Raw genomic sequence first — 12,838 nt, 5'->3', positions numbered from 1 at the left:
GAAGGGTGCGCGTGAGGGCAATCACGTGCATACCATGGCCCGTGCGGAGGTGCTCGCGGCCGTATTCCTCAAATCAAAGGAGATTGAGAGATGTCTGATCTTGTAATCGGAATCGACATTGGCACGGGCTCAACGAAGGGTGTGCTTGCCGATACTGAAGGTAACGTCATCCACAGCGAGGTTGTGCGTCACGAAACGTCCTTCCCCCGTCCGGGCTGGGCCGAGCACGATCCGGATGAGACCTGGTGGAAGGATGTTGTCGAGATCTGCCGCCGTCTGACCGCCCGCGCAAAGGGTGACGTGGCGGGCCTCGCCATTTCCGGCATCGGCCCCGTGTTCCTCGCAGCCGACGAGCGTGGACAGGGCCTGCGCCCCGCCATCCTCTACGGCGTTGACACCCGTTCCGCCAAGGAAATCGACGAGCTGACCGAGCGCTACGGTGCCGACAAGATCCTCGAGGTCTGCGGTAACCACATGACGTCGCAGTCTGTTGGCCCGAAGATCGAGTGGCTTCGTCGCAACGAGCCCGAGGTCTGGTCGAAGACCCGTCGCTTCCTCATGGCACACACCTACTGCATCTTCCACCTGACCGGCGCCTACGTTCTCGACCACCTGTCGGCCTCCATGTGTGAGCCCCTCTACTCGCCGTTCACGAACGACTGGGTTGACGAGTGGGTCACCGACATCTGTGAAGATCTCGAGATGCCGAAGCTCATGTGGTCCAACGAGGTCGCTGGCCACATCACCGAGAACGCCGCCCGCATCACCGGCCTCCGTCCCGGCACCCCGGTGTCGGTCGGCTCGATCGACGCATTCGTCGAGGCCCTCTCCGTTGGCGTTAGCCAGCCGGGTCAGGTCATGCTCATGTACGGCTCCACCATGGTTGCCGTGCAGATCTCCGACAAGGCCCTCATCGCTCCCTCGCTGTGGTCCAACGCTGGCCTCTACGCAGGCACCTCGAACGTGTCCGGCGGCATGTCGACCACGGGTTCGCTCACCACGTGGGTGGCTGACCTGTCGGGACGCGACTATGACGAGCTGACGAAGCTGGCAGGCGAATCATCCCCGGGTGCTCGCGGCCTGCTCATGCTGCCCTACTTCTCGGGCGAGCGTTCGCCGATCGCTGACCCGAACGCCCGCGGTGTCCTCGCCGGCCTCAACCTCACGCACTCGTACGGCGACATCTACCGTTCCGCGCTCGAGGCAACCGGCTACGGTTCCCGACACCTGCTCGACTCGATCAAGGAATCGGGCGGCGAGGCCAAGGAATACTGGGCTGTTGGTGGCGGCACGACCGGTGGCCTGTGGCCCCAGATCATGTCCGACATCATCGGTATCAAGCAGTACATCCCGAAGGTCACCATCGGCGCGTCCTACGGCGATGCTCTGCTCGCGGCCGTGACCGCGGGCCTCGTGGACCAGAACACGACCTGGAACTCCGCAGAGCGTGAGATTGAGCCGAACCCGGACAACCTCGAGATCTACGGCGAGATGTACCAGATCTACCTCGACCTGTACCCGTCCACGGCGGATGTCAGCCACAGGCTGGCAGACATTCAGGCACGGGCCAACTAGTGACTAAGTGTGGGAGGGGAAACCCTCCCACACTCTCGCACCCACACAACAGACTTCGCCCCGCGGGGCACGGTGCAATCCGCACCGCATGATCGTTCTAGGGAGGACGCATGAAAGCAGCAGTGTTTGCTGGACCAGGAAAGCTTGAACTTCGAGATATTGAGAAGCCGGTAGCGCAGGCGGGTGAGCTCGTCCTCAAAGTCGGCGCCAACACGGTGTGCGGCACGGACGGTCGTATCCTGCGTGTTGAGAAGTCGGAAGGCATTGATGTCGGTGTTGTCCTCGGGCACGAGATCTCCGGATACGTTGAGGAGATCGGCGAAGGTGTCGAAGGCTACGAGATCGGCGATCTCGTTGGCATCCTCCCCACCATTCCCTGCCTCAAGTGCTACTACTGCGCACGCGGTCTCGAGCACCTGTGCACCGACTCCCAGATCTTCGGGTACCGGGTCAACGGCGGCCTCGCCGAGTACGTCCGTGTCCCGAAGGATGCTCTTGAGCGCGGCGGCGTCTACAAGGCGGCGGCGCACCTGACCCCCGCGGAGGTGGCCCTCGCCGAACCCCTTGGATGTGTCATCAACGGTTCCGAGCAGTACAAAACCGAGGTCGGCGACACCGTCCTCATCATGGGTGCCGGCCCCATCGGCCTGCTCCACACGCAGCTCAACCGCCTTCTCGGTGCCGAGAACGTCATCGTGTCCGACCCGTCGGAACCCCGCCGCGAGATCGCCGAATCGCTCGGTGCAACCCACACGATCAACCCCCTTGAGCAGGACCTGTTTGAGTTCGTTAAGGGATTGACCGACGGTCGCGGCGCTGACGTCGTCATCATCTGCATCGGTCACGGCGCCCTCGTCAACCAGGCCCTTCAGGCCGCCCGCAAGCGCGCCCGTGTTAACGCCTTCGCAGGCTTCCCGAAGGGTGCTCTCGCTGAGGTCGATCCGAACCTCATCCACTACAGCGAGCTCATCGTCACGGGCACCTCGAACGCGGGCCGCGCACACCACGAGAAGGCTCTCGCCCTCATCGGTGCGGGCCTCATCGACGTCAAGGCACTCCACACCCACACCTACAAGCTTGACGAAGTTGTCGAGGGTATTGAGTTCGCCCAGTCGGGTGAGGGTATCAAGGTCGCCATCGTTCCCAACTAATTCCGTTCAGAGCAGTTCCGGACATATTCCGAACAGTTTCGGTACTGATCGGCCCGTTGCGGGGAGAGAGGTCCTGGCTCCCCGCAATCGATCACAACTTTTCCTCCAGGCCACTCAATGAGGAGTAACACAATGTCCGAAGTAATTATTGGTGTCGACGGCGGCACCACAGCAGTGAAGGCCGTTGCCTTCACCCTTGATGGCGAGATCTACGCAACTCACCACGAGTCCGTTCCCGTGAACTACGGACCCAATGGCGAAGCAGAGCAGGACATGAATCTGATCTGGGAGGCCGTTGCCTCCTGCCTGAAGTCGGTTCAGGACCAGCTCGATGGTCACGAGGTCGTGGGCATTGGCCTGACCGGCCAGGGTGACGGCGTGTGGCTGGTCGACGAGGCCGGCGAACCGATCCGCCCCGCAGCGAACTGGATGGATGGTCGTGCGGGCGACAGGGTCGCCAAGTGGACTGAGGAGGGCAAGGACGCCAAGGTCCTCGAAGTCACCGGCACCTCCCTGTTCTCCGGTCTCTTCCCTGTCCTCCTCGAGGAGCTGCGCGAGAAGGAGCCCGAGGTCATGGCCCGGGCGGCAACCCAGCTCTACTGTAAGGACTGGCTGCGCTTCAAGCTCACGGGCGAGCGCGCCACCGACTACTCAGAAGCATCCCGCACCTTCTTTGATGTACGCGACGCCTCAGGCTACTCGGAGTCCCTCGCGGCCGACGTCAACCTGACCGACGCGCTGTCGCTCCTGCCCGAGGTGCGCCACCCAGCCGGCAAGGCATCCCCGTTGTCCGCCGAGGCCGCCAAGATCACGGGAATCCCCGAGGGCACACCGGTCGGCGTTGGTCAGATCGACGTCGCCGTGACCGGCGCGGGCCTCGGTGCCGTCGAAGACGGCGCCACCTGGCTGATCCTCGGCACCACCGGCTTCGTTGGCACCCTGCTGCCGTCGGTTGCCGAACGCAAGTCGGACCTGTCCATGGTTCTTGCCACCGGTAACGACGCCCAGGTTCTCGAGTTCATGGCCCCCATGACCGGCACCCCGAACCTCGACTGGATCAGGAAGATGCTGGGCTTCGAGGACGCTCACTGGGACGAGATCGAGAAGTCGGCACGCCATGCTGGACCCGGTTCGCACGGCGTCGTCTACCTGCCGTACGCAGCCCCCGGTGGTGAGCGTGCACCCTTCCTCGACCCGAACGCTTCGGCCTCGTGGCAGGGCATGTCGCTCACGACCGAACGCGAGGACATCCTCCGTTCCGTATACGAGGGCGTTGCCTTCTCCCTCGTGGAGTGCATCGAGACCCTCGAGGTGACCGATGACCTACTCGTGTCGGGCGGTGGCTTCCGCTCCGACCTCATCTGCGAGATTCTCGCCGATGCCACGGGACTGACCGTCGTCCGCCAGGACGCTCCGGAGGCCGGTGCACGCGGCGCGGCCGTGCTCGCACTCGTGTCCGCGGGCCGCTACAACACGATCCCCGAGGCCGCCGAGGCACTTGGCGCATCGACTCAGACCTTCGAGCCGAACGCCGATAACAACAAGCTGTACCGAGATGCGTACGACCTGTTCCTCGAGACCAGGGGAGCCCTCCGTCCGGTGTGGCCGGACATGAGGTCGCTGCGCAAGCAGACCAACTAGCAATCGCAGGAAAGAGAAAGAGAAACATGAAAGTACTCATTGCATCGGACGGATTCCTGACCGATGACGTTCTCACCACGGCACTCAAGAACGAGGTGCCGGACGCTGAGGTGGCGCGACTGGTTGGTACCTGGCCGGACCCGCCCTTCGGCGACGTCGCCGAGGTGCACGAGGCACTGGGTGATGAGGACGAACTCATCGATGCTCTCAAAGGCTGCGAGGCCGTCATCTCCCACACCCACCCGTTCACCGAGAAGGTCATCGCCGCCAGCCCCGACCTCAAGCTCATCTCGATCTGCCGCGGTGGCCCCGTCAACGTCAACATTGATGCCGCTACCAAGCACGGCGTCATGGTCTCCTACGCTCCGGGCAGGAACGCTCGCGCCACGGCAGAGCACTCGGTTGCGATGCTGCTCGCCGCGGCCCGTCAGATCGCCCAGCGGCACATGGAGGTCGTGAACGGCGAGTGGGCAACCGACTACTACAAGTTCGAGAAGACCGGCCAGGAGGTTGGCGCCTCGACCGTTGGTGTCATCGGATACGGCGCCATCGGCGCACGCGTGGCCGCGATCATGGCCGCCTTCGGTGCCCGCGTCCTCGCCTTCGATCCGTTCAAGGAACCCGGCAGCGACGGCGTGGTCGAGTTCGTGACCCTCGATCAGCTCCTTGCCGAGTCCGACTTCGTCACCCTCCACGCGCGCGTGACGGAGGAGAACAAGCACATGATCAACGCCGAGTCGCTCGCGAAGATGAAGAAGGGCTCGATCCTCATCAACTGCGCTCGCGGCCCGCTCGTCGACTACGACGCCGTGTGCGACTCGATCGACGCCGGTCACCTGCACGCAGCGGCCTTCGACTGCCTGCCCGAGGAGCCGCTCCCCGCGGACCACAGACTGCTGAAGACCCCTCGCATCACCTTCACGCCCCACCTCGCTGGAGCGTCCCAGGAGGCATCGCGCGTGGCCGCCCGCATCGCCACCGCCGACATCGCCGCCTACTCCCGTGGTGAGGTCCCGACCCACCTGGCTAACCCGGCTGTCCTAGAAAAGTAAGAGAGAAGCAGAAGAAGAATGCTGTACGAAAAAGAACGCCAAGAAGTCGTCGACACCTGCCTGTTCATGGTGGAGGAGAACCTCGTGGTCGGCACCGCCGGCAACGTCTCCATCCGCATCGGAGACCACGTTGTCATCTCGCCCTCGGGCGTCGACTACGCAACCATGACCGCCGAGGATGTCGTTGTGTACGACATGGCGGGAAACCACGTTGAGGGCAGGCTCAAGCCCTCCTCGGAGCTCCCGCTCCACATCTCGGTCTACGAGGCAACGGACGCCACGGCCGTCACCCACAACCACGCCTACGCCTCCACGGCACTCGGCCTCGTGGTGGACGAGATTCCGCCGTCGCACTACTACTCGGCCATGCTCGGTGGCATCATCCGCGTAGCCCCCTACGCGGAATTCGGCACCGACCAGCTCGCCGAGAACGTTGCGAAGGCCCTTGAGCGACGCTCCGGCGCCCTCATGAAGAATCATGGTGCCATCACCATCGGCCCGAACCTCAAGAAGGCCGTCAACCTCCTGCCCATCCTCGAGTACATCTGCGAGATCCAGCTCCGCGCCATGGCAACCGGAGCCCCCATCGCACTCCTCGACGATGATCAGATCGCATCCGCGGTCGTTGGCATGTCCTCCTACGGCAAGCAGCCGGGCAAGGACAGCTAGGACCGGTTCGGGAGCGTTTCCGAACCGCTGGAAAGTCATTGCTAAATCGGCAGTGTACCGGCAATGAACCGCCACAAAGAGGTCATTCTCGACAACTGAATAGTGCAGTCAGCTTCCACCAGTTTTAACAGGGTGGAGTGTTGTGAGTGTCCGAGATTATGTCGGACCAGAGCGGGGAGGTGCGAGCATCTTCCCGCTCAGTCGTACCCGCGACCGTTCTCGGCGCTCTCGCTTCAATAGCGGCTGGAGTGGTCGATCGTCTCGAGAAGTCCTGTGTTTCTGCCGAGAAAAGAGACTGACTCCAAGAAACGTGCAGGTCGTGAGGGTCATGAATTCCTTCCAATCGAGACAATTGCGAAGCTCGTGCATGGACGGATGGTGTAAAGAGTTTGCACATGTGTTCATCATGTGTTTTTGGTGGATTTATCAGTTTGATGTGTTAATACTGTTACCTAACACCGGTTCGTCCAAGCCGGTCGGATTCAAGGAAGAATTCAGGAGAAAAAGATGAACAAGTTGAACGCGGCCGAAGGCCCGCTCGTTATCGCTGTTGACTCGTCGACCACGTCGTCCAAGGCCATCGTTGTTGATGTCGAAGGAAACGTGCTCGCACTCGGCAAGCGTGAGATCCCCATGCGCACCCCTCAGCAGGGCTTTGGCGAGCACAACCCGGAGCACTGGTGGAGCTCGACCAACGCCGCTATTGCGGAGGCCATCTCGAAGCTGAAGATGGCGGACAAGGGCCGCATCGCAGCCATCGGCCTCACCCACCAGCGCGAAACCTTCGCTCCCTTCACCGAGGACGGCACCCCGCTCCGCAACGGCATCCTGTGGCTCGACATTCGCGCCGCCGACCAGATCAAGAAGTATGGCACCCCCGAGATCCACAAGCTGTCGGGCAAGCCCGCAGACGTGACTCCCGCGATCTACAAGATGGCATGGGTGAACGAGCACGAGCCCGAGCTGTGGGCAAGCGCCGACAAGATCGTCGACGTGCACGGTTACCTCGTCTACTGCCTGACCGGCGAATGGAACTCCTCGGTTGCGGCAGCTGACTCCCTCGGCCTGTTCGACATTGAGAAGCTCGACTACTCCGACCAGCTCATGGAGATCGCTGGCGTCAAGCGTAGCCAGATGTCGAACCTCTACCAGCCCGGTGATGTCATCGGTTACGTGAAGAAGGAAGTCCGCGAGTCCTGGAACATCTCGAAGGAGATCCCGGTGATCTCCGGTCTCGGTGATGGGCAGGCTGCTGGCGTTGGCGCCGCAGCTGTGGATCCTGAGGTTGCCTACCTCAACATGGGTACCGCCGTGAACGCCGGCGTGACCGCGAATGAATACCAGTACGGCCAGGTGTTCCGTACCCTCGCCGGCGGCATCCCCGACACTTACGTTCTCGAGGTCCTGCAGTCCTCGGGTGCGTTCCTCACCACCTGGTTCCGCAAGGAATTCGGCAACCCCGCACTCAACGGTGGACCGGATCCGGAGCTCGAGGCAGTCGCCGCGGCCCGCAACGTCGGTGCCGGTGGCCTCGTGACCCTGCCCTACTGGAACGCAGTGCAGAGCCCCTACTGGGAGCCCATCGCCCGCGGTGCAGTCGTCGGCTGGCGAGGCACCCACGGCCGCGGCTCCATGTACCGCTCCCTGCTGGAGGCAATCTCGATGGAGATGGCGCGCTCGCTCGGCGCCCTCCAGGAGGCGACCGGCACGAAGCTGACCACGGTCCGCGCCATGGGTGGCGGCGTCCGCTCGAAGCTCTGGCGCCAGATCATGACCGACGCAATCGGCCTGCCGATCACCGCCTGCAAGGAAGACGAGATCTCGGCACTCGGCGCCGGCATTGTCGCCATGTCCTCCACGGGTGTCTTCGGCGACAACTCGATCGCCACCGCAGCCAAGCACATGGCTCAGTTCACCGACTCCACCGAGCCGAACGAAGAGAACCACAAGATCTACGCAGAGCTCGGCGAGATCCAGGGCCGCCTCTACGCGGACCTCAAGGAAACCAACGATCAGCTTCACGAGTTCGCTCGCCGCTACCCGGATGCTGAAGTCTCCAACGAAGATAACTAGATCGAAAGGGATCGAACATGTCATCTATTGCAATCCTCGGTGCTGGAGCCATGGGCTCCGGGCTCGCCAACGCCCTCGTGCGGGCAGGCTGGCAGGTGAACCTGTGGGGAACGTGGCTCGATGACCATCTGATTGATGCAATTGAGGCGGGTGAACCCCACCCTCGTATCAACGTTGTCATCTCCGACAAGGTCAACACCTTCCGATCCGACGATCTGAACAAGGCACTTGATGGTGTCGACGTTGTGGCTCTCTCTGTCGCATCCGTTGGCGTCCCCAAGGTTGCAGAACTCGCCTTCGAGGGCATCTCTAAGGCGCAGGCACTGTGGCTCACGACGAAGGGCTTCCTTCCCGCGGAGGACGGCACGATCGAGCTCCTGCCCGTCGGACTGCGCCGCATGGCGGAGGCGGCTGGCATCGCCCTGCCACCCATCGTCGCCATCGCCGGCCCGGTCAAGGCCAACGAGTGTGCAGCAAACGAACCCACGGCCACGATCTTCGGATCGAAGGACTACGACGTAGCGGTCAAGTACGCCCGCGAGGCACGCTCCGACCACTACGCCATCGAGCCCTCCGATGATGAGGTCGGCGTCGAGCTGTGCGCACCCATGAAGAATGTGTACGCCATCATGCTCGGCATCGCCGATGGTCTCGAGGAAAAGACCGGCCACCCTCACCACAACCTCAAGGCGGCCACGTTCGCCCAGGCTGTCAAGGAGATGTCGATCCTGTCCGTCGCACTCGGCGCGAAGGAAGCAACCGCCTACGGCCTGCCCGGCGTTGGTGACCTCGAGGTGACCGGACTGTCCGGCCGCAACAAGGTCTACGGCGTCCGCATCGGCCGCGGTGAGGGTGCGAAGGCCGCGCTCAAGACCATGGAGGAGCTGGAGCAGACCGTGGAGGGCGTGCCCGCCATCCCGCTCGCGATCAGGCTCGCCGAACAGACCGGTGACGTCAAGGAGCGCATGCCGCTCCTCTACGCCGCAGAGCAGATCGTCTACCAGGACGATCCTGACTACACCAATATCTTGGCACGCGCCGTACTTCCGGCACGTCCCTAGGTAGGAAAGAAGTAAAAGAGGAATCTTATGCGCGCATACATGTTTTACGGACCCGGAGATCTTCGACTCGAAGATGTGGAACCGGGAACCCCGGGACCGGGCGAGGTCGCTGTCGAAGTGAAGGCAGCAGCCACGTGCGGCACCGACCTCAAGTCGTACCGCAGGGGACACCCCACCCTGTTCCCGACACTGCCGGCCAGGTTCGGACACGAGTTCGCCGGCATCGTCACCGAAGTGGGGGAGGGAGTCACCGACTTCGCCCCCGGTGACCGCGTCGTCGCAGCCAACACCGCCCCCTGTGGGCACTGCTGGGCCTGCTCGATTGGCCGTGAGTCGCTGTGCGAGAACCTGGAGTACCTGAACGGTGCCTTCGCGGAACAGATCATCATTCCCAAGGCCATTGTTCAGCGGAACACCTACAAGATTCCCGACACCCTCTCGTTCGAGGCGGCAGCCCCGCTCGAGCCGCTCTCGACCGTCGTTCACGGCATCTCCGAGTCCGGCATCAAGCTCGGCGACACCGTCGTGGTCAACGGCGCTGGCCCCATCGGCCAGATGTTCATCAAGCTCGCGCAGCTGCGCGGTGCAAGCGTGATCGCCGCCGACCGTTCCGAGGGGCGCCTCGCTCAGGCCGAGGAAGCCGGTGCCCGCACCGTCAACCTCACCGGCCTCGAAACCCCGCAGGAGTGCGCCGCGAAGATCAACGAGCTCACCCCCGGTGGTCGCGGCGCTGACGTGGCCGTGGAAGCAGTAGGTCTGCCCCAGGTGTGGGAGCAGACCGTGCACTGCCTCCGCCCCGGCGGCACCGCAGTCCTGTTCGGTGGCACCCCGAAGGATGCGCCGTTCTCGGTCAACTCCTCGGATATGCACTACAAGGAGTACACCCTCAAGGGCGTGTACCACCACCAGCCCCGGTACGTGAAGATCGCGGTTGAACTGCTGTCCACCGGCAAGTTCGACGGCATGTCTCTCTGCACCGAGGTGCGCCCCCTCGAGGCTCTCGTCGAGTCCCTCGAGGACATGTCCCAGGGCAAGGGTTCGAAGTACATTCTTCGCCCCTAGCTAGGAAGGTGTGCCGGGAGCGACTCGCTCCCGGCACACTCAATTCATCTTTCGCTGGTATCGAGCGATAAAATAACGAAGTGGCTCAGGTGAGGCAGTAGGCTTGAGCAATTTAGGCAGAAGGGAGCAACGTGGCTCAGCTCAGTAAGAACGACAGGCAACAACTGCTGGCAGAACACGTCCTCAACGCAGGTACAGTGCGCGTTGAAGACCTGTTGAAGCTCGTTGACGCCTCCCCGATGACGATCTACCGTGATCTGTCGGAGCTGGAGAACGATCGCGTGATCGTGCGTTCCCGCGGCGAGGTCACCGCCGTTGCCACCTCCCTGAGCGAGACCTCGATGAAGTACCGCCTCACCCAGGAAGAAGAGGCGAAGGACTCGCTCGCCTCTCAGTTTGAGAAGTACCTGACCCGCGGCACCTCGATCATCTGCGACGACTCGTCCACTGTGTACTCGATCCTGAAGAAGTTCACCTCCGTGGGTGGACTCACCATCATCACGAACAACTGGTCGATCATCCAGCTCGCTGGCTCTGTGCCCGACTGGGAGCTCGTGACCCTCGGCGGCAGGTACGACCGCCACCTTGACGCGAACTACGGCCCAGCGGGCGTCAAGACGCTCCAGCAGGTGCGTGCCGACCATGCCTTCATCTCGGCAGCAGCTATCTCCGACGGCGTCGTCTACCACCCCTACTCACAGGTCGCCGAATACAAGGCCCTCATGCTGCAGTCGTCCGTGCAATCCCACCTTGCCGTGACCGCATCGAAGTTTGAACGGAAGGCCCTCTACCGAGTCGCCGATACTGCCGACTTTGACAGCGTTGTTGTGGATGCTGGCACGCCGGAAAGCATCATTGCGGAGCTACGCGAACGAGGGGCCACCGTCCGAGTTGGGCGTGACTAGAGCAACAAAATGGGTAAACTGTGGGTTAAGGCGATGTCACAAGGGCGTGGCATCGTTTCCTCCCAAAGAGACCAACACGCACTTTTCATTGCGTAGGTGCGCATAGAGATCGAAGACGGAGAGCGCGCCCTGGTGGGGTGCATTGAGAACCCGTTACTCCGATCAGATCGCGTCAGCGGTAGTGCAGCGCCCGACGAGGCAATGGAATGCTGGGTCGGGCGCTTCAGAATATGCGACTGTCTTTTCGGGGATCGAACATGCAGTCACCTTCATACCTGCTGTGGCTGTCTTGTTGGTTGCTATGGTGGCTTGGTTGACCCCTAGTCGTTGCCCTCTGCCGCAGCCATAAACCTGCGCTGGTAGCTCACGACCTGGTTGGTTGAGGTGAACCTTGCCAGGTACTGGGGTTCGGCCGTGACCACGACCCTGTCCACCATGTCCTCAAACTCGGGTTCCATGAGTAGGCGGTCGATGTCGGGGTAGTTGAGCGGCCCCTCCATGGAGCAGATGATGAGTCTCGTGTCGGGCAGGTTGGACTGACGGAGGGCCCGCAGGTTGTGTCGCACCGTATCGAGCCCGTCGGAGCTGTTGTCCGAGGTGGTGACGGCGCGGTTGGCGAGTGCCTCGCGTGCGCGGGTAAGAACCGCATCGTCCGTGACGCCGTCGGATCCAGCGGGCAGAAAGTCGCACGCGATGAGGTACTTGCGGAGGTCTCCAACGAAGTACGTGTCCCCGGAGAGCTCGTAGGCCTTGAGAAGGCCCACGATCCTGCTGGCTTGCATGCGACGATGGCGGATAAAGGCATTGATGAAGGCGGGGCGTGCCTGCAGCGCCATCTGAGCCTGATGTGGCTCGAACATGAGGGTGAAGTTGACCTTGAATCCGTGCTCGTAGAGCTTCAGGGCCAGGTTGTGGCCGCGCAGCATGTCGGCGGTTGCTCCCTTGTCGAATGCCGTATCTAGGTGACCATCGCCGGTGAGAAGCTGGCGGTAGTTCTCGTGGTTGACGGGACCGGTGTGGGGAACCTTGATGACAACCCGCCAGGGGGAGAGGATCTCCCTGAACCGTTCCGCCTCATCCAGGATCTTCGCAAAGTCCGGCTCGAACGGATTATTCAGCTCGATCGACATGTCACAGCCCGGGCCAAGCACGTCACCCAGGGCGGTCACGACCTCGTCGCGGTCCTTGAACTTGTTCCCAACGTTCGCCTCGGGGTTGTTGAGAAACAGGTCGTAGATGATGCCGGGGTTGCAGGTAAGGTTCCCAAGGAATGGGGCAATGGGCTCAATTTCGTACGGATTCGCGGAATCCGCGGAATAGATGACCTTCGTCGGCTTCAGCTCGCCGTTCTTGTCGTACGAGATGTCCCGCCTCAGGTCCACCACGAGCGTGTCCCTCTTGAGGGAGAGGACGCGCTTGAACCCGGAAGGAGTCTCCTTCTTGGGAGTCTTGAAGTAGGTGACGACCTTCTGCAGCTCGGGGCCGACCTCAATGTTCTTGACGCGGCCCGACAGGAGAGCAAAGGTGTCGGGATCGATCGGGGTCCTCGTAATTCTTTCCACGTCGTCGCGCTGCCCGGGCTGGCACTCAAGGTCAAGATCCTCGACCGTCAGATTCAGGGAAGCTGGTGGATAACTCTGAACTTTCAT

The 12,838-nt window shown here is 62.3% G+C and carries 10 protein-coding genes; 9 read left to right on the top strand and 1 reads right to left on the bottom strand.

Features of this window, described 5'->3' with window-relative positions:
* Positions 1 to 90 precede the first annotated feature (90 nt).
* From QMB98_RS06210 to QMB98_RS06170, 9 genes are all read left to right on the top strand, one after another.
* Complete coding sequence (locus QMB98_RS06210; RefSeq protein WP_371684816.1) at positions 91 to 1,575, top strand: FGGY-family carbohydrate kinase; 1,485 nt, start codon at positions 91 to 93, stop codon at positions 1,573 to 1,575.
* A 110-nt stretch (positions 1,576 to 1,685) separates the two neighbouring features.
* Positions 1,686 to 2,726 (top strand): zinc-binding dehydrogenase, encoded by a 1,041-nt coding sequence (locus tag QMB98_RS06205; protein WP_371684815.1) that lies wholly within the window; start codon positions 1,686 to 1,688, stop codon positions 2,724 to 2,726.
* 132 nt (positions 2,727 to 2,858) lie between these two features.
* Entirely contained in the window at positions 2,859 to 4,367 is a 1,509-nt protein-coding gene (locus QMB98_RS06200) for an FGGY family carbohydrate kinase (RefSeq protein WP_371684814.1), read from the top strand.
* Between the two features lie 26 nt (positions 4,368 to 4,393).
* Positions 4,394 to 5,419: a 2-hydroxyacid dehydrogenase gene (locus QMB98_RS06195; protein WP_371684813.1), complete on the top strand. Its 1,026-nt coding sequence runs from the start codon at positions 4,394 to 4,396 to the stop codon at positions 5,417 to 5,419.
* 18 nt (positions 5,420 to 5,437) lie between these two features.
* Complete coding sequence (locus QMB98_RS06190; protein WP_371684812.1) at positions 5,438 to 6,088, top strand: class II aldolase/adducin family protein; 651 nt, start codon at positions 5,438 to 5,440, stop codon at positions 6,086 to 6,088.
* A 507-nt stretch (positions 6,089 to 6,595) separates the two neighbouring features.
* Positions 6,596 to 8,161, top strand: a complete 1,566-nt coding sequence (locus QMB98_RS06185; protein WP_371684811.1) for an FGGY-family carbohydrate kinase — start codon at positions 6,596 to 6,598, stop codon at positions 8,159 to 8,161.
* 17 nt (positions 8,162 to 8,178) lie between these two features.
* Complete coding sequence (locus QMB98_RS06180) at positions 8,179 to 9,222, top strand: 3-hydroxyacyl-CoA dehydrogenase NAD-binding domain-containing protein (RefSeq protein ID WP_371684810.1); 1,044 nt, start codon at positions 8,179 to 8,181, stop codon at positions 9,220 to 9,222.
* Positions 9,223 to 9,261: 39 nt separating this feature from the next.
* Positions 9,262 to 10,284, top strand: coding sequence for a zinc-binding dehydrogenase (locus tag QMB98_RS06175; RefSeq protein ID WP_371684809.1), 1,023 nt, complete (start codon positions 9,262 to 9,264; stop codon positions 10,282 to 10,284).
* Positions 10,285 to 10,415: 131 nt separating this feature from the next.
* Complete coding sequence (locus QMB98_RS06170) at positions 10,416 to 11,189, top strand: DeoR/GlpR family DNA-binding transcription regulator (RefSeq protein WP_371684808.1); 774 nt, start codon at positions 10,416 to 10,418, stop codon at positions 11,187 to 11,189.
* Between the two features lie 320 nt (positions 11,190 to 11,509).
* Here the strand turns inward: QMB98_RS06170 and QMB98_RS06165 are convergent, their stop codons facing one another.
* Positions 11,510 to 12,838 carry a transaldolase family protein gene (locus tag QMB98_RS06165; protein WP_371684807.1) on the bottom strand — a complete coding sequence of 443 codons (1,329 nt, stop codon included), beginning with the start codon at positions 12,836 to 12,838 and terminating at the stop codon, positions 11,510 to 11,512.

Source organism: Flaviflexus sp. (assembly GCF_041440645.1).
In the GTDB taxonomy this organism is placed as follows: domain Bacteria; phylum Actinomycetota; class Actinomycetes; order Actinomycetales; family Actinomycetaceae; genus Flaviflexus.
Note: the sequence above shows the minus strand (reverse complement) of the source record. Positions and strands in the feature narration are given on the sequence as shown.

Coding starts and splice junctions, on each gene's coding strand:
- QMB98_RS06165 (WP_371684807.1), bottom strand. CDS start 12,838: ATGAAAGTTCAGAGTTATCCACCAGCTTCCCTGAATCTGACGGTCGAG.
- QMB98_RS06180 (WP_371684810.1), top strand. CDS start 8,179: ATGTCATCTATTGCAATCCTCGGTGCTGGAGCCATGGGCTCCGGGCTC.
- QMB98_RS06195 (WP_371684813.1), top strand. CDS start 4,394: ATGAAAGTACTCATTGCATCGGACGGATTCCTGACCGATGACGTTCTC.
- QMB98_RS06175 (WP_371684809.1), top strand. CDS start 9,262: ATGTTTTACGGACCCGGAGATCTTCGACTCGAAGATGTGGAACCGGGA.
- QMB98_RS06210 (WP_371684816.1), top strand. CDS start 91: ATGTCTGATCTTGTAATCGGAATCGACATTGGCACGGGCTCAACGAAG.
- QMB98_RS06185 (WP_371684811.1), top strand. CDS start 6,596: ATGAACAAGTTGAACGCGGCCGAAGGCCCGCTCGTTATCGCTGTTGAC.
- QMB98_RS06190 (WP_371684812.1), top strand. CDS start 5,438: ATGCTGTACGAAAAAGAACGCCAAGAAGTCGTCGACACCTGCCTGTTC.
- QMB98_RS06200 (WP_371684814.1), top strand. CDS start 2,859: ATGTCCGAAGTAATTATTGGTGTCGACGGCGGCACCACAGCAGTGAAG.
- QMB98_RS06205 (WP_371684815.1), top strand. CDS start 1,686: ATGAAAGCAGCAGTGTTTGCTGGACCAGGAAAGCTTGAACTTCGAGAT.